The organism is Nocardia africana NBRC 100379 (assembly GCF_001612635.1).
Taxonomy (GTDB): domain Bacteria; phylum Actinomycetota; class Actinomycetes; order Mycobacteriales; family Mycobacteriaceae; genus Nocardia; species Nocardia africana.
Genome location: NZ_BDAV01000003.1, coordinates 1 through 14,795 on the forward strand (window position 1 = coordinate 1; position 14,795 = coordinate 14,795).

A 14,795-nucleotide genomic window follows, 5' to 3' on the forward strand; every position below is an offset into this window, starting at 1 on the left:
TCATCCGAGGGCCTCGTCGAATCGGAGCACCGAGACACCGGCGCCGCGGTTGTTGAAGACGCGCAGGCGGGTCATCAGCATGCCGGCGAAGGTCTCGGCCTCCCACTCGTACTGTTCGTCCTGCCCGTCGTCGACGATCTGCTGATGCGCGCGCTGGGACAGCATGTAGGCGATCAGGTCGTCGCTGGCCTCGAGCGTCACCTCGGCGGCCGGTTCGCCCGGGTGGTCGAACACCACATGGCCCAGTTCGTGCGCGAGGGTGTGGTCGCGGCTGGGCAGGGCTGCGGCCAGCACGATCACGTCCTTGTCGGGATAGCTGCGGCGCTGACCGCAGACACCCGGGCCGAGGTGGGCGTCGGCGATTTCGATCACGCGGCCGCGTTCGGCGGCGATCGCGTGCACCACCTCCTCCAGGGTGGTGGCGTCGAAATCGGCGGCGACCGCGCACACCGCGTCGACGGCGGCGGCGACGCGGCGGTAGGAGCGGCCCGTCTGAATCCGGCTCTCGGTCATCTCGCGCCCCCTCAGGCCCTCGGTCCGAAGAATTCCGCGCGTGCGGCGTCGACGCGCGCCTGCGCGGCGGAGGCGCTTTGAAAACTCACCGCGCCGGAGCCGGCCGCGGCCAGCGCCATGGCGATCACACCGCCGAGCACGGCCAGCGTCTTCACCTCGGGCAGGCCGCTACTGGCCGCGGTGGGCCGCACAGCCGGATTCGGTTGAGCCAGTGTGGGCGCCGACGCCGCGGGAGCGGGCGCCGGCGCGGGGGGCGCGGCCGGTGGTGCCGGTGGTACCGCGGCGGGCGCGGCGGCGACGATCGGAGCACCCGGAACGGCGGGGACCGGAGGAACCGGCGGAATGGCCAACGGCGGTGCGGCCGGGGCCGCGGGCGGCGGAACCGGTTGCAGCAGAAGCAGAAGCAGCAGGGGCGACATCGCGGCCGCGGACCCGACGGCGGCAGATCCGGTGATCGCGGAACCGGTGCCGAGCAGAGTGGCCAAAGCCGAACCCGTCGCGACCGAACCGGTACCGGCCAGTCCGGCCAGCGCGGAACCCGTTGCCGCCGAACCTGTTCCGAGTATTGCCGCCAGCAGCGAACCGACCCCCGCCGCAGCCGAACCGGTGGCGGCAAGCGCCGATCCGGTGGCCGCGGAACCGGTCGCGGCGGCGGCGGATCCGGTGCCCGCGGCTGCGGAACCGGTCCCGGCCAACGCCGAACCCGTCGCGGCCCCGACCGAACCCGTTGCGGCAGAGCCGGTTCCGCCGAGCGCGGAGCCGGTCAGCGCGGAGCCGGACGCCGCCGAACCGGCGGCAGCCGATCCCACCGCCGCCGAACCGGTCCCGAGAATGCTCGCCAACCCGGCGAATCCCTCGCCGACGACCGGCGTGGGCGTGACGGGCAGCGCGGGCCCGGACACCTGCGCGGGCGCCGGTGCCGAAGAGGCCGGGGCGGAGGTTGCCGAAGAGCTCGTGGACCGTCCGGGAATCGCAAGGTTGCCCTCGTACCGGTCGTCGTCCGCAGAGCCCGGAGCCCCCGGCGTGCCCGGCGTGGGCGCGGTCGGTCCCTGTTGCGCCGCGATACCCGGGCCGGTCGGCTTCGAAACCCCGGTGGCCTGCTGTGATGCGTCGACAGGTCTCGCCGGTGTGGGGTTGGCTGGTTGTGCGTTGGCCACCAGGGGGCCGAGGACCCCGCAACTGCCGATCAATCCGGCTACCGCGACAACGCGCGCGATGCGACCCATGGTCATGCGCTTGCCTTCCCTCAACTTCTCAGCGCAGATTTCTCCCCGGTCGCTACAACCTCCGGGACCGAACGAATGCGGCCATCTTAACTGCCGACAGTTTGCTCGCGCAGCGAGATCATGTGAGCCCGATCACTCCTGGGACCGCGACGCCCGCAACCCATGGTCGTGTCGACCGCGCCCACTCGCTGTCGGCGAGTACGAAATCCGATGTCATCCCCACTGACACAAGGGTATTGGACGCAGCAACGCCGGCGGATCGCGGCCGCCGGAAAGGGGCGGCGGGACGCGATCTCGCCGGCGCGGATCGTTGCTGTGCGGGTTGCGGCGCTCAGGCTCCGTAGACCGGCTCGGGATCGGTTGCCTTGGCAATCAACTCACGTACCACCGGCCCCAATTCGGACGGCTGCCAGCGCGCACCGCGGTCCTCGGCGACACCGTGGCGCCAGCCGTCGGCCAATGCCACCTTTCCGCCCTCGACCTCGAACATGCGCCCGGTGACCCCGGCCGAATCGGGGCTGCCCAGCCAAACCACCAGGGGCGAGACGTTTTCCGGCGCCATCGCGTCGAAGCCGTCCTCGGGGCGGGCCATCATATCGGCGAAGACGGTTTCGGTCATGCGGGTGCGCGCGGACGGAGCGATGGCGTTGACGGTGACCCCGTAGCGGCCGAATTCCGCTGCGGCAGTGATGGTCAGGGCGGCGATACCGGCCTTCGCCGCCGCGTAGTTGCCCTGTCCGACGCTGCCCTGCAGACCGGCGCCCGAGCTCGTATTGATGATCCGGGCGTCGCGGGCACGACCGGCCTTGGATTCCGCGCGCCAGTACTCGATGGCATGGCGCATGGTCGCGAAGTGGCCCTTGAGGTGAACGCGGATCACAGCGTCCCACTCCTCTTCCGCCAGGTTGACCAGCATCCGGTCGCGCACGATGCCGGCGTTGTTCACCACCACGTCGAGTCCGCCGAAGGTCTCCACGGCCTGGCTGATCAGACGCTTCGCGCCGGCCCAGTCCGCCACGTCGTCACCGTTGACGACGGCCCGGCCACCGGCCTGCACGATCTCCTCGACCACCTGGGCGGCGGGCGAATCGGCGCTGGGGGCGCCGTCCAGTTCCGCGCCCAGATCGTTGACCACCACATTGGCGCCCGCCGCGGCGAAGGCCAGAGCGTGCGCCCGGCCGATACCGCGGCCGGCGCCGGTGACGATCACGGTGCGTCCTGCACAGATCCGCTCGGAGTTGTCGGTCATATCTGCTGCTCTCATTTCCTCGGTGCGGTAAGGGTTTTCGCTGCTGGTGGTGATCGCGCGGGACGAGGGCTATCGGGCGGCCGGGTGCGCGTCGTTGACGGTCGCCGCCTCCAGGAAGGCGGGGCGTTCCCCGCCCCCGTGCACGACGAGTGATCCGCCGTTGACGTAGCCGGCCAGCGGGGAGGACAGGAAGACCGCGACCCGGCCGATGTCCTCGGGCGTCGCCAGCCGCCCCAGCGGCACGGTCGCCTCCACGGCGGCGATCCCGGCATCGTCGCCGTAGTGCAGATGACTGGATTCGGTGCCGACCAGCCCGACGACGACCGAATTGACCCGGACCTTCGGCGCCCACTCGACCGCCAGCGAGGACACCAGACTGTCCAGACCTGCCTTGGCCGCGCCGTAGGCGGCGGTGCCGGGTGAGGGACGATGGCCACTGACGCTCGAGATCATCACGATCGAACCGCCCTCGGGCTGCCGCTGCATCACGGCGTTGGCGGCCTGCGAAACCAGCAGCGGGGCAAGCAGGTTGAGCTCCACGATCTTGGCGTGGAAATTACGGGAGGCGGTGGCGGCGGGGGCGAACGGCGCCCCACCGGCATTGTTCACCACATGGTCGATCCGGCCGTGCCGCTGCACGATGGTCTCGATCAGCCCGTTCACCGCCTCACCGTCGCGCACATCGCACGACAGGAATTCGGCGGTACGACCGGAGCTCTCGATCGCCGCCTCACCGGGGCGGCGAGCACACACCACGACCGTCGCGCCCGCGTCCAGGTACACCCGGCTGATGCCGGCGCCGACGCCCCTGACCCCGCCCGTCACGAGAACTACCGATCCGGACAGGTCTACTTCGATTGCCACCGTGCTAACCTACCAAGCACTTGCTTGTTTTGCCAACGAATGGACATGCGATGGGGATCAACCGTCACACCGAGACCTCGGGCATCGAGGTCGTCACGATCGACTATCCGCCGGTCAACGCGCTGCCCACCGCGGGCTGGTTCGGCGTGGCCGATGCGATTCGCGAGGCCGGGCGCGACCCGGAGACCAAGGTCGTCGTGCTCCGCGCCGAGGGCCGCGGCTTCAACGCCGGGGTCGACATCAAGGAGATCCAGCGCAACCCGGGCCATCAGACGCTCATCGACGCCAATCACGGCTGCTACGACGCCTTCGGCGCGGTCTACGACTGCCCGGTGCCGGTGATCGCGGCGGTGAACGGCTTCTGCCTCGGCGGCGGCATCGGCCTGGTCGGCAATGCCGATGTCATCGTCGCCTCCGACGACGCCACCTTCGGCCTGCCCGAGGTCGAGCGCGGCGCCCTGGGTGCGGCCACCCACCTGGCCCGGCTGGTCCCCCAGCACATGATGCGCACGCTGTTCTACACCGCCTCCACCGTGACCGCGCAGCAGCTGCACCACTTCGGTTCGGTGCACAAGGTGGTCCCGCGGGCCGAACTCGATTCCGCCGCACTGGAAGTCGCGAAGAACATCGCCGCCAAGGACGGGCGGGTCATCCGGGCCGCGAAGCGCGCGCTCAACGGTATCGACCTGCAGGATGTGCACCGCAGCTACCGCTTCGAACAGGGCTTCACCTTCGAGCTGAATCTCGCCGGTGTGGCCGATGAGATCCGGGCGCGGTTCGACGAGGATCTGGCTGCCAAGAAGGGAGCGAAATAGCATGCGCGACAAGCGGATGTCGTTGGAGGAGGCCGTCTCCCAGCTGCGCAGCGGGATGACCATCGGCCTCGGCGGCTGGGGTTCGCGGCGTAAGCCGATGGCGTTCGTGCGCGCGCTGCTGCGCTCGGACGTCACCGACCTGACCGTGGTGACCTACGGCGGGCCGGATCTCGGTCTGCTGTGTTCGGCGGGCAAGGTGCGCAAGGCATACTACGGATTCGTCTCTCTCGATTCGGCCCCGTTCTACGATCCCTGGTTCGCCAAGGCCCGCACCGGCGGTGAGCTGATCTCCCGCGAAATGGACGAGGGCATGGTCAAATCCGGCCTGCAGGCGGCCGCGGCCCGGCTGCCGTTCCTGCCCACCCGCGCCGGGCTGGGCTCGGACGTGCTGAATTTCTGGGACGGTGAACTGCGCACGGTGCAGTCCCCGTATCCCGATGCCGACGGCCGCGTCGAGACCCTGGTCGCGATGCCTGCGCTCACCCTGGACGCCGCGTTCGTCCACCTCGATATCGGCGACAAGCACGGCAACGCCGCCTACACCGGCGTCGACCCGTACATGGACGATCTGTACTGCCTCGCCGCCGAGCGGCGGTTCCTGTCGGTGGATCGGCTGGTCGAGACCGAGGAGCTGATGAAAGCCGTTCCGAACCAGGCGATCATCCTCAACCGCATGATGGTCGACGGCGTCGTGGAGGCGCCGGACGGCGCGCACTTCACCTTCTCCGGCAGCTACGGCCGCGACGAGAAGTTCCAGCGCCATTACGTCGAGGCGGCCAAGGACCCCGAGACCTGGGCGGCCTTCAAGGCCCGCTATCTGGACGTCACCGAGGACGAATACCGTTCCGCGGTAGCCGAATTCGCCGCCAACGAGGAGCGCCGATGAGCGAGACCACCACTGCCACCCGCGCCGAGGTGTGTGCGGTCGCCTGCGCCGAGATCTTCCGGGGCGCGGGCGAGATCATGGCCAGTCCGATGTCACCGACTCCCACCATCGGGGCACGGCTGGCGCGATTGACCTTCGAACCGGATCTGCTGATCTCCGACGGCGAGGCGCTGTTCCTGGCCGAAACCCCCGCGCTGGGTGCCAAGGCGCCCACCGAGGGCTGGATTCCGTTCGGCAAGGTGTTCGATGTCGTGGCCTCCGGGCGGCGGCATGTCGTCATGGGCGCCAACCAGATCGACCGCTACGGCAACCAGAATCTGTCCGCCTTCGGCGCGCTGCAGCAGCCGAGCCGGCAGATGTTCGGTGTGCGCGGCGCACCGGGTAACACCATCAACCACGCGACCAGCTACTTCGTGCCCAAGCACAGCACGCGCGTGTTCTGCGAGACCGTCGACATCGTGTGCGGCATCGGTTACGACAAGATCGATCCCGAGAATCCGGCGTACCGGTTCCACCACCTGCATCGGGTGGTCAGCAATCTGGGCGTGTTCGATTTCGGCGGGCCCGGCCACACCCTGCGGGCGCTGTCGCTGCATCCGGGGGTGAGCGCCGCGGAGGTCGCCGAGAACACCGCGTTCGAGGTGGCCGGACTCGACAGCGCCGAGGTGACCCGCACGCCCACCGAGGAAGAACTGCGGATCATCCGGACGGTGCTGGATCCCAAGGGAATCCGGGAAAAGGAAGTGGCATCATGAGCCGGCTGCGGACTCCGCTGACCGACCTGGCCGGCATCGAGCATCCGATCGTGCAGACCGGTATGGGCTGGGTGGCCGGGCCGGGTCTGGTCGCGGCGACCGCCAACGCCGGCGGTCTGGGCATTCTGGCCTCGGCGACGATGACGCTCGAGGAACTCGAGGTCGCGATCGCCAAGACGAAGGCCAAGACCGACAAGCCCTTCGGTGTGAATATCCGCGCCGACCTGTCCGACGCGCCCGACCGGATCGAGTTGATGATCCGCGAGGGCGTGAAGGTCGCCTCGTTCGCGCTGGCCCCTAAGAAGGAATTGATCGCGCGCCTGAAGGACAACGGTGTCGTGGTCATGCCCTCCATCGGCGCCGCCAAGCATGCGATCAAGGTCGCCTCGTGGGGTGCGGACGCGGTGATCGTGCAGGGCGGTGAGGGCGGCGGTCACACCGGTTCGGTGGCCACCACGCTCCTGTTGCCCTCGGTGCTGGACGCGGTCGATATTCCCGTCGTCGCCGGTGGCGGATTCTTCGACGGCCGCGGGCTGGCCGCCGCCCTCGCCTACGGTGCGGCCGGCGTCGCGATGGGTACCCGGTTCCTCCTCACGCAGGACTCGAGTGTGCCGGATTCGGTGAAACAGCAGTACCTTTCGCGCGGGCTCCAGGACACGGTCGTCTCGCTGAAGGTCGACGGTATGCCGCACCGCGTGCTCAACACCGAGTTGGTCGACAAGCTGGAACATTCGGGCAGCTATCGCGGCCTCGCCGCCGCGGTCTCGAACGCCGTCAAGTTCAAGGGTATGACCGGCATGAAATGGTCGACCATGATCAAGGACGGCCTTGCCATGCGCAAGCAGAAGGACCTCACCTGGTCCCAGGTGATCATGGCGGCCAACACTCCCATGCTGCTGAAAGCGGGTCTGGTAGAGGGCAATACGCAGGCGGGTGTGCTCGCGTCGGGTCAGGTGGCCGGCATCATCGACGACCTGCCCACGGTGGCCGAGCTGATCGACCGCATCATCGACGAAGCCATCGCGCGGATCGACACGATCGCCGCGCTCCGTGACGGCGCCGAGGCGACCCCCGGCCCGTCGGCGTAGCCGAAGACGTTCGGCCGCAACGAAAGGGGCCGCCTCGCCGATTCCCGGCGAGGCGGCCTTTCCGGTTCGCGCTACTCCCCCGACAGGTCGGCCGACAGATCACGCACCTGCACGCCCTCCGGAATCCGCACCTCGACAACAGGTTCCGGGCGGTCGTCGAATTCCAGCCGCAGGGCGCGGCACATGGTGGCGTGCATGTCGTACAGCGCGGTGATGTAGGTCAGTTCCAGAATTTCGGGATCGCTGAGGTTGGCTCGCAGGACCGCGAACACCTCGTCCGGCACCCGGCCGCCGTCGTGGACCAGGCAGTCGGTATAGGCCAGAATCGCGCGTTCGAGCGCGGAGAAACAGTCGCTGATCTGCCATGACGGAATGGCCGCGATCTTCTCCTCGGGCGCGCCCAGCGAACGCATCTGCTTACAGTGCTGAGAGAAGACGAACTGGCTGCCGCGCGCGTATCCGGCCCGGCACTGGCCCAGTTCGCGCAGCAGCGGGTCCAGGCGGGAGTTGCGATAGACGGCGAATCCGCGGACCGCGTGCCGGAACACCTCCGGAGACTGCGCGAAGACGGTCCACCAGTCGCCGGGGGTGGCGTGGACGGTGCCGTGGTCGACGGCCGGATCGCGGTCGGGTCCGAACAGCCGGTCGTAGTAGAACAGGATTCGCTCGTCGGTGACTTCGGCGCGCGGGACTTCACGCAGGCGGGGCATGGGTCGAACCTCTCGGTAGTGCGGTTTCGCGGCTGGTGGATGGGTCAGAGTCCGGCGGCGGCGCGGCGATCGGCGGCGGTCTTCGGCTCGTGCGAGACATCGGACTCGGCGAAAGTCCTGGTCCAGCAGGCGAATTCGAGCAGTACGCCGTCCGGGTCCTGAAAATAGAACGACCGCACGAAGGTTCCGGGGTGCACCTCACGGGACACTCCCGCGGGGCTGTCGTCGTGATTGAGGACCCGGCTGACCTTGATGCCCTCGGCCTGCACCCGCTGGTAGTAGTCGTCGAACAGTTCCGGCGGCACGGCGAAGGCCACGTGGTTCATCGAGCCCACGCCGCTCACCAACTCCCCCTCGTCCGGAAGTCCTTTGGGCGCGGCCAGTCCAGGGGTGGCATCGGGCGCGTCGGCGAGCCAGAAGAAGGCGATGGTGTTGCCGCCACCGCAGTCGAAGAAGAAGTGCTGACCGAGGTGGTGCGGCAGTTCGATGGTTTTGATCAGCGGCATGCCCAGGGTGCCGGAGTAGAACTCGATCGTGCGGCGCATATCGGAGCACACCAGGGCGAGATGGTTGATACCGCGTAGTTCGTATTTCGGGTTGGCGGCGCTCATTGCAGTCCTTCCGCTGTGGTGCCGATTCGACCTCCGTGACGGGTCCGCACCTCTACTGTGAGCTGGGATTCTCCCGGCTGAACTGACTTGACAGTCATGTCATGTTCGTGGATAGTGTGATCCGTGCCGAAGTCATCTGTCAATAGCGCGCCCACCCCCGTCGACAACCTGACGCCCCGGGGCCGCAAGACACGCGACGCATTGCTCGACGCGGCGCGCAAGGTGTTCGAGACCGTCGGATTCCTCGATACGCGTGTGGAGCAGATCAGCGAGGAGGCGGGCGTCTCCTACGGCACGTTCTACCGCTATTTCGAGTCCAAGGACCATGTGTTCGGCGAGCTGAGCACGCGGCTGTTCGACGATATGCACCGCCGCGAACCCACGCCCGCGGGACTTTCGCCGGCGGCCCGGCTCATCGCCGCCAACCGCTCCTACTACGCGGCCTACCGGCGCAACGCCCGGATGATGGCGATCGTCGAACAGGTCGCGACCTTCAACGAGGACTTCCGGCGGCTGCGCCACGACCACCGGCGACAGCTCATCGAGCGCACCGCGCAGTCGATCGCCCGCTGGCAGCGCGAGGGCCTGGTTCGCGCGTCGCTGGATCCGGAGCTGGCCGCGCGGGCCATGTCCGCGATGGTCGACCACACCCTGTACCTGTGGCTGATCCAGGGCGAGGACGCCGACGAGGACGCCCTGCTCAACACCCTCGACCAGATGTCGGTCAGCGCGCTCGGCCTCGACCCGGACGACAAGTAGACGGTGTCCCGGACCGTCGCAGGAGGCAGTATGAAATCGGACCCACCGCCCGCCGCGCATCCGGAAGTGCACGACCGCGAGCCGGATGCGCACCCGGCCGGACCGCTCGACAGCTTCCGGGTGCTCGAGCTGGGGACACTGATCGCGGGGCCGTACTGCGGACGCCTGCTCGGCGATATGGGGGCCGACGTCATCAAGATCGAAGCGCCGGATCGTCCCGACCCGCTTCGCGATTGGGGTCAGGCGACCGGCGGCCACCAGTACTTCTGGACCGTGCACGCGCGCAACAAGCGGTGCGTGAGCCTCGACCTGCGCGTTCCGGCGGGACGCGACATCTTCCTGGAATTGGCGCGCACGGCGGATGTCGTGGTCGAGAGTTTCCGGCCCGGCACGCTGGAGCGCTGGGGTATCGGCTACGACGTGCTCGGCGAACTGAATCCGGGGCTGGTGCTGGCCCGCGTCTCCGGTTACGGGCAGACCGGGCCGTACGCGTCCCGGGCCGGGTATGCGTCGGTGGCCGAAGGCATCAGCGGGCTGCGCCACCTCAACGGATTCCCCGGACAGGCTCCGCCGCGAATGGCGTTGTCGCTGGGCGACAGTCTGGCGGGACTCTTCGCCTTCCAGGGCGTGCTCGCGGCGCTGCTGGTGCGGGAGCGGACCGGACGCGGACAGGTGGTCGACGCCGCGCTGACCGAGGCGTCGCTGGCGATCCAGGAGTCCACGGTTCCGGATTTCCACAAGACCGGACATGTGCGCCGGCCCTCGGGCACCCGGCTGGACCGGGTGGCGCCGTCGAATCTCTACCAGGCCGAGGATGGGCTGTGGGTGATCATCGCGGCCAATCAGGACACCGTCTTCGCGCGGCTGGCCGCCGCGATGGGCCGGCCCGAACTCGCTTCCGACCCACGGTATTCCACCCATTCGGCACGCGGTGAGCGCCAGGACGAGCTCGACGAGCTGATCGCGGCCTGGGCCGGAGATTTCACCGCCGCCGATCTGATCGAGCTGCTGAATCGGCACGGCGTGGTCGCGGGTCCGGTGAACACCGTCGCCGAGGTGATGGCGGATCCACAGTTCACCGCGCGAGGCATCTTCGTCGACCACGTCGATCCGTCCCTGGGCAGCGACGACGCCGGATACGATCCCGTCCCGGTCAAGGGTGTGGGTGTCGTGCCGCGGCTCAGCGCGACCGCCGGTGGCGTGCGCTGGGGTGGTCCGAGCCGGCCGGGCACACATACCGACGAGGTGCTGGGTGAGGTGCTGGGATACGACGCCGACCGGCTGGCGACTCTGCGCGGCGAAGGCACGATCGGATGACCGCCGTCGAAATTCGCGAGGTGGGTCCGCGCGACGGTCTGCAGATCGAGGAGCCGATTCCCACCGAGGCCAAACTCGCCTTCATCGATGCCCTCGTCGCCACCGGCGTGCGCCGGATCGAGGTCACCTCGTTCGTCTCGCCCCGCGCGATACCGGCCCTCGCCGACGCGGAAGCCGTTGCCGCGCAATTGGACCGGTGGCCGGGCGTGCAGTTCTCCGCCTTGGTCGCGGGTCTCGGCGGGGTGCGGCGCGCACTCGCCGCCGGTGTGCATCGGCTCGAGTACGTCGTGTCGGCGTCCGACGGGCACAGCCGGGCCAACGTAGGACGCGACAGCGCCGAATCCGTCGCGCTGATCGCGCCCATCGCCGAGCAGGTCCACGCGGCCGGCGGCCATCTGGAGGTGATCATCGCCATCGCCTTCGACTGCCCGTTCGACGGGCGGACACCGCCGCAGCGGGTGGCCGAGATCGCGGCGCGGGCAGTGGCCGCCGGCGCCGATTCACTCGCCGTGGCCGATACCGTCGGCACCGCCTCGCCGGTCCGGACCGGTGACGTGATCGACCGGGTTCGCGCGGCCGCGCCCGGTGCCGAGCTCGGCATTCATCTGCACAACACACGCGGCCAGGGACTCGCCAATGCTTGGGCCGCCTACGAACACGGCGTCCGCCGATTCGATTCCGCCGCAGGCGGTCTCGGCGGGTGCCCGTTCGCCCCCGGGGCGAGCGGCAATATCGCGACCGAGGAATTGGCCTATCTGTTCTCCGACGGAGGCATCGAGACCGGTATCGACATCGACCGGGCGCTCGACGCCGCCCGGCTGATCGCCCGGCTGCTCGGCAAGCCCGTGGACAGCAATCTGCTCGCCGCGGGCGGTCGCCTGCGGCCCAGGAAGGCGGCATCACACGGAGCCGCACGAGAATGACCCGGAGGTCCTTCGCATGGATGAACTGGCCGACCGCTTCTTCGCCGCGGTCAGCGCGGGCGATACCGCGGCCCTGACCGCGCTGTACGCGCCCGACGCCCGGATCTGGCACAACGACACGAACACCGAGGAGACCGTCACCGAGAATCTGCGGGTGCTGCGCTGGCTCTCGCGGACGGTGGAAAACCTACGGTACGAGGATATTCGGCGCTATGTGCTGGCGGACGGCTTCGCTCAGCAGCATGTCGTGCGCGGCCATCTGCCCGGCCACGGCGAGCTGGAGGTCCCCGCGAGCCTGTTCGTGCGTGTCCTGGGCGGGCGCATCACCCGGATCGACGAATACGTCGACTCGGCGGCGACGCAGCCACTGCGCGAGGTGTCGGCGACGAACGGAGGGTACCGATGATGTCGGTCAACCGGCCCCAGGGCGAGATCGCCGAATTGTCCTCGCGGATGCGCACATTCATCGATACCGAGGTCGTACCCGCGGAGCCGGTGCTGGCCCGCGAGGACGACAACGCCCACGCCACGCTCGCCCGCTTGAAAGACCGAGCGAAGGAACTCGGGTTGTGGGCGCTGGGCCATCCGGCCGAACTCGGCGGCGGCGGGGTGCCGTTCCTGGATTTCGTCTATCTGAACGAGATCATCGGCCGCTCGGAATTCGGCATGCTGGCGGTCGGTTCGGTCTCCATGCAGGACACGCTCATGCTGTACCGGCACGGCACCGACGAACAGCGAGCCCGCTGGATTCCGCCCATGGTCGCCGGTGACATCCTGCCGTCTGTGGGCCTCACCGAACCCGAGGTCGCCGGCTCCGATCCCACTCTGATCGCCACCGAGGCCGAATTGGACGGCGACACCTGGATCCTCAACGGGCACAAGTGGTTCACCACCGGCGCCGCCCAGGCCGCGTACTGCACGGTCTTCGCCCGGACCGAACCCGAATCGGTGCCGCGGCACTCGCGGATCAGCGCGATCATCGTGCCGACCGACACCCCCGGCTTCGAGATCGTCCGTTCCATCCCGACCATGGGCCACGATCCGAGCGATCACTACGAGGTCCGGCTCACCGATGTGCGCGTGCCGGCGGCGAACCTGCTCGGCGAACGCGGCAAAGGTTTCGTGGTGGCACAGGACCGGCTCGGTCCGGGGCGGATCTTCCACTGTATGCGCTGGCTCGGTCAGGCCCAGCGGGCCTACGAATTGACGTGCGAGCGGGCGAACACCCGGTACGTGCACGGATCGCTGCTCGCCGAGAAGGGCGAAATCCACCGGTACATCGCCGAATCCGCGGCCGAGATCCACGCGGCCCGGCTGATGACGCTCGACGCCGCCCGTGCCATGGATGCCGGTGAGGACTACCGGGTGCGCGTCGGGTTGATCAAGTTCTGGGGTGCGCGGATGCTGCACAACGTGATCGACCGCGCCATCCAGGTACACGGGGCCCTCGGGCTGACCGCCGACACCCCGTTGGAACGGATGTACCGGCAGGCTCGTTACGCCCGCATCTACGACGGCCCCGACGAGGTTCATCGCATGTCGGCCGCGCGCCGGTTGCTGCGCTCCCCCGAGGCGGCGCCGTGGCTCTGACTGCGGAATCGGCTGCCGCCGAGCCGGTTACGCTCGCCGACGGGGTTCGCGCGGTACTGACCGGCACACTCGGGACGGCCCTCACCGACGTCGAGTTGCGGCAGTTCACCGGGGGCGCGAGCCGGCAGGTGTACGCGATCGAGGCCCGCGACGGGACCGGCAGCGCGGTGCGGGCCGTGCTGCGGCGGGACCCGCCCGGCCACGGCGATCCGGCGCGCATGCACGCCGAGGCGGTCTGTCTGCGGGCGGCCGGTGCTGCCGGGGTCCCCGTGCCCGCCGTCCTCGCGGACGGGGCTACCGCGCCCGGGATCGACGCCCCGTATCTGCTGATGGAGCGGGTCGAGGGCGAGTCGATTCCCCGGAAACTGCACCGGGATCCGGCATTCGCCGCAGTACGCGATCGACTGGCCGGCGATCTCGGCTACGTCCTCGGACTGATCCACCGGATACCGCTGGACACTCTCGGCATCCTCGACGATCACGATCCGCTCACTACCATCGAGCAGATCTATCGGGACCTGGACGATCCGCGGCCGGTGGTCGAGGCCGGACTACGCTGGCTGCGCGAGCACCGGCCCGCCGATCGACCGAAGGCGTTGGTGCACGGCGACTTCCGGTTGGGCAACTTCCTGATCGGGCGGGACGGCGTGCGAGCCGTGCTGGATTGGGAACTGGCCCATCTCGGCAATCCGATCGAGGACCTGGGCTGGTTGTGTGTGCGGGCCTGGCGTTTCGGCGCCGAGGCGCCCGTGGGCGGGCTGGGGAGTCGAGAACAACTCCTCGACGGGTACGAACGGTCCGCCGGCTACCGGCCCACCGCGGCGGAGCTGCATTGGTGGGAAGTGTTCGGCACGCTGAAGTGGCTGGTACTCAGCCGTTTCCAGGCGAATCGGCATCTCGGCGGAGACGAACGGTCACTGGAACTCGCCGCGATCGGCCGCCGGGTCTGCGAATCGGAATACGATCTGCTCGCGGTTCTCGACCTGCTCGACGACACCGGTTCCCCTCCCCCGCTCTCGGAAATGCCTGCGACCGTGCACGACCGGCCGCATCCGGCCGAGATACTCGAGCTGGTCGCCGACACGCTCACCGGGGAGATCGGGTCCGCGCTCCCGCCCGAGCAATCGCGCTCGCGCTACCTGCTGCGGGTGTGCGCGAACCTGCTCGGCATCGCCGCCCGTGAGCTGGCCGCCGGCCCCGCCGCCACCGTGGATGTGCACAGCCGTCTGGCGGTGCTGGGCTGTGCGTCCGAGGCGGATCTGGCCGCGCGACTGCGCTCCGGCTCGGTGTCGTACACCGATGAGGCAGTGCTCCGGGCGATCTCGGCCGCTGTCCTCGCGCGTCTGCGGATCGCGAATCCGCGACACCTGCGGTAATCGCGCAACGGCGCCGAAATCGGCCGGGAGTCACCGCTGTTCGGTAGCTCCCGGCCGTGCGGATCGAGCGTCGTCGGAACGTACACAGCGGCCCGGTGGTGACGGGTATCAGC

General features: G+C 69.0%; 16 protein-coding genes. 10 read left to right on the top strand and 6 right to left on the bottom strand.

Annotation, left to right across the window (positions count from 1 at the left end; translation table 11 throughout):
- From NA3_RS03070 to NA3_RS03085, 4 genes are all read right to left on the bottom strand, one after another.
- On the bottom strand, positions 1 to 513 hold the full coding sequence (locus NA3_RS03070) for an ImmA/IrrE family metallo-endopeptidase (RefSeq protein WP_062962061.1): 513 nt from the start codon (positions 511 to 513) through the stop codon (positions 1 to 3).
- Between the two features lie 11 nt (positions 514 to 524).
- Positions 525 to 1,745: a hypothetical protein gene (locus NA3_RS03075; RefSeq protein ID WP_157126522.1), complete on the bottom strand. Its 1,221-nt coding sequence runs from the start codon at positions 1,743 to 1,745 to the stop codon at positions 525 to 527.
- Positions 1,746 to 2,070: 325 nt separating this feature from the next.
- Complete coding sequence (locus NA3_RS03080) at positions 2,071 to 2,988, bottom strand: SDR family oxidoreductase (RefSeq protein ID WP_062962063.1); 918 nt, start codon at positions 2,986 to 2,988, stop codon at positions 2,071 to 2,073.
- A gap of 69 nt (positions 2,989 to 3,057) precedes the next feature.
- On the bottom strand, positions 3,058 to 3,852 hold the full coding sequence (locus tag NA3_RS03085) for an SDR family oxidoreductase (RefSeq protein WP_372464255.1): 795 nt from the start codon (positions 3,850 to 3,852) through the stop codon (positions 3,058 to 3,060).
- Positions 3,853 to 3,902: 50 nt separating this feature from the next.
- On the opposite strand from NA3_RS03085, the gene NA3_RS03090 reads away from it, so the two are divergent.
- From NA3_RS03090 to NA3_RS03105, 4 genes are read left to right on the top strand one after another with little or no spacing between them, the layout of a single operon-like run.
- Positions 3,903 to 4,667, top strand: a complete 765-nt coding sequence (locus NA3_RS03090; RefSeq protein ID WP_062962064.1) for an enoyl-CoA hydratase family protein — start codon at positions 3,903 to 3,905, stop codon at positions 4,665 to 4,667.
- Between the two features lies 1 nt (position 4,668).
- Entirely contained in the window at positions 4,669 to 5,553 is an 885-nt protein-coding gene (locus tag NA3_RS03095; RefSeq protein ID WP_062962065.1) for a CoA transferase subunit A, read from the top strand.
- Positions 5,550 to 6,308: a CoA-transferase subunit beta gene (locus NA3_RS03100; protein ID WP_062962066.1), complete on the top strand. Its 759-nt coding sequence runs from the start codon at positions 5,550 to 5,552 to the stop codon at positions 6,306 to 6,308. Before NA3_RS03095 ends, NA3_RS03100 begins: the two co-directional genes overlap by 4 nt.
- Positions 6,305 to 7,396, top strand: coding sequence for an NAD(P)H-dependent flavin oxidoreductase (locus NA3_RS03105; protein ID WP_062962067.1), 1,092 nt, complete (start codon positions 6,305 to 6,307; stop codon positions 7,394 to 7,396). The genes NA3_RS03100 and NA3_RS03105 overlap by 4 nt, the downstream gene beginning before the upstream one ends.
- 71 nt (positions 7,397 to 7,467) lie before the next feature.
- Here the strand turns inward: NA3_RS03105 and NA3_RS03110 are convergent, their stop codons facing one another.
- Together NA3_RS03110 and NA3_RS03115 are read right to left on the bottom strand one after the other, a co-directional pair.
- Positions 7,468 to 8,106 carry a carboxymuconolactone decarboxylase family protein gene (locus NA3_RS03110; RefSeq protein ID WP_062962068.1) on the bottom strand — a complete coding sequence of 213 codons (639 nt, stop codon included), beginning with the start codon at positions 8,104 to 8,106 and terminating at the stop codon, positions 7,468 to 7,470.
- Between the two features lie 44 nt (positions 8,107 to 8,150).
- A complete protein-coding gene (locus tag NA3_RS03115) occupies positions 8,151 to 8,717 on the bottom strand; it encodes a VOC family protein (protein WP_062962069.1) in 567 nt (188 codons plus the stop codon).
- Positions 8,718 to 8,840: 123 nt separating this feature from the next.
- Here NA3_RS03115 and NA3_RS03120 point away from each other — a divergent pair, with 123 nt between their 5' ends.
- From NA3_RS03120 to NA3_RS03145, 6 genes are read left to right on the top strand one after another with little or no spacing between them, the layout of a single operon-like run.
- Entirely contained in the window at positions 8,841 to 9,476 is a 636-nt protein-coding gene (locus tag NA3_RS03120; protein ID WP_062962070.1) for a TetR/AcrR family transcriptional regulator, read from the top strand.
- Positions 9,477 to 9,506: 30 nt separating this feature from the next.
- Positions 9,507 to 10,793: a CaiB/BaiF CoA transferase family protein gene (locus tag NA3_RS03125; protein ID WP_084490984.1), complete on the top strand. Its 1,287-nt coding sequence runs from the start codon at positions 9,507 to 9,509 to the stop codon at positions 10,791 to 10,793.
- The gene (locus NA3_RS03130) at positions 10,790 to 11,716 is read left to right on the top strand and encodes a hydroxymethylglutaryl-CoA lyase (protein WP_062962071.1); all 927 of its coding nucleotides are present in this window, start codon (positions 10,790 to 10,792) and stop codon (positions 11,714 to 11,716) included. Before NA3_RS03125 ends, NA3_RS03130 begins: the two co-directional genes overlap by 4 nt.
- A gap of 16 nt (positions 11,717 to 11,732) precedes the next feature.
- Positions 11,733 to 12,122 (top strand): nuclear transport factor 2 family protein, encoded by a 390-nt coding sequence (locus NA3_RS03135; RefSeq protein WP_062962072.1) that lies wholly within the window; start codon positions 11,733 to 11,735, stop codon positions 12,120 to 12,122.
- Entirely contained in the window at positions 12,122 to 13,306 is a 1,185-nt protein-coding gene (locus tag NA3_RS03140) for an acyl-CoA dehydrogenase family protein (protein WP_174561045.1), read from the top strand. The genes NA3_RS03135 and NA3_RS03140 overlap by 1 nt, the downstream gene beginning before the upstream one ends.
- Complete coding sequence (locus NA3_RS03145; RefSeq protein ID WP_227995395.1) at positions 13,297 to 14,682, top strand: phosphotransferase family protein; 1,386 nt, start codon at positions 13,297 to 13,299, stop codon at positions 14,680 to 14,682. The genes NA3_RS03140 and NA3_RS03145 overlap by 10 nt, the downstream gene beginning before the upstream one ends.
- Positions 14,683 to 14,795 lie beyond the last annotated feature (113 nt).

Coding starts and splice junctions, on each gene's coding strand:
- NA3_RS03100 (WP_062962066.1), top strand. CDS start 5,550: ATGAGCGAGACCACCACTGCCACCCGCGCCGAGGTGTGTGCGGTCGCC.
- NA3_RS03110 (WP_062962068.1), bottom strand. CDS start 8,106: ATGCCCCGCCTGCGTGAAGTCCCGCGCGCCGAAGTCACCGACGAGCGA.
- NA3_RS03080 (WP_062962063.1), bottom strand. CDS start 2,988: ATGACCGACAACTCCGAGCGGATCTGTGCAGGACGCACCGTGATCGTC.
- NA3_RS03105 (WP_062962067.1), top strand. CDS start 6,305: ATGAGCCGGCTGCGGACTCCGCTGACCGACCTGGCCGGCATCGAGCAT.
- NA3_RS03090 (WP_062962064.1), top strand. CDS start 3,903: ATGGGGATCAACCGTCACACCGAGACCTCGGGCATCGAGGTCGTCACG.
- NA3_RS03095 (WP_062962065.1), top strand. CDS start 4,669: ATGCGCGACAAGCGGATGTCGTTGGAGGAGGCCGTCTCCCAGCTGCGC.
- NA3_RS03070 (WP_062962061.1), bottom strand. CDS start 513: ATGACCGAGAGCCGGATTCAGACGGGCCGCTCCTACCGCCGCGTCGCC.
- NA3_RS03075 (WP_157126522.1), bottom strand. CDS start 1,745: ATGACCATGGGTCGCATCGCGCGCGTTGTCGCGGTAGCCGGATTGATC.
- NA3_RS03140 (WP_174561045.1), top strand. CDS start 12,122: ATGTCGGTCAACCGGCCCCAGGGCGAGATCGCCGAATTGTCCTCGCGG.
- NA3_RS03125 (WP_084490984.1), top strand. CDS start 9,507: ATGAAATCGGACCCACCGCCCGCCGCGCATCCGGAAGTGCACGACCGC.
- NA3_RS03135 (WP_062962072.1), top strand. CDS start 11,733: ATGGATGAACTGGCCGACCGCTTCTTCGCCGCGGTCAGCGCGGGCGAT.
- NA3_RS03130 (WP_062962071.1), top strand. CDS start 10,790: ATGACCGCCGTCGAAATTCGCGAGGTGGGTCCGCGCGACGGTCTGCAG.
- NA3_RS03115 (WP_062962069.1), bottom strand. CDS start 8,717: ATGAGCGCCGCCAACCCGAAATACGAACTACGCGGTATCAACCATCTC.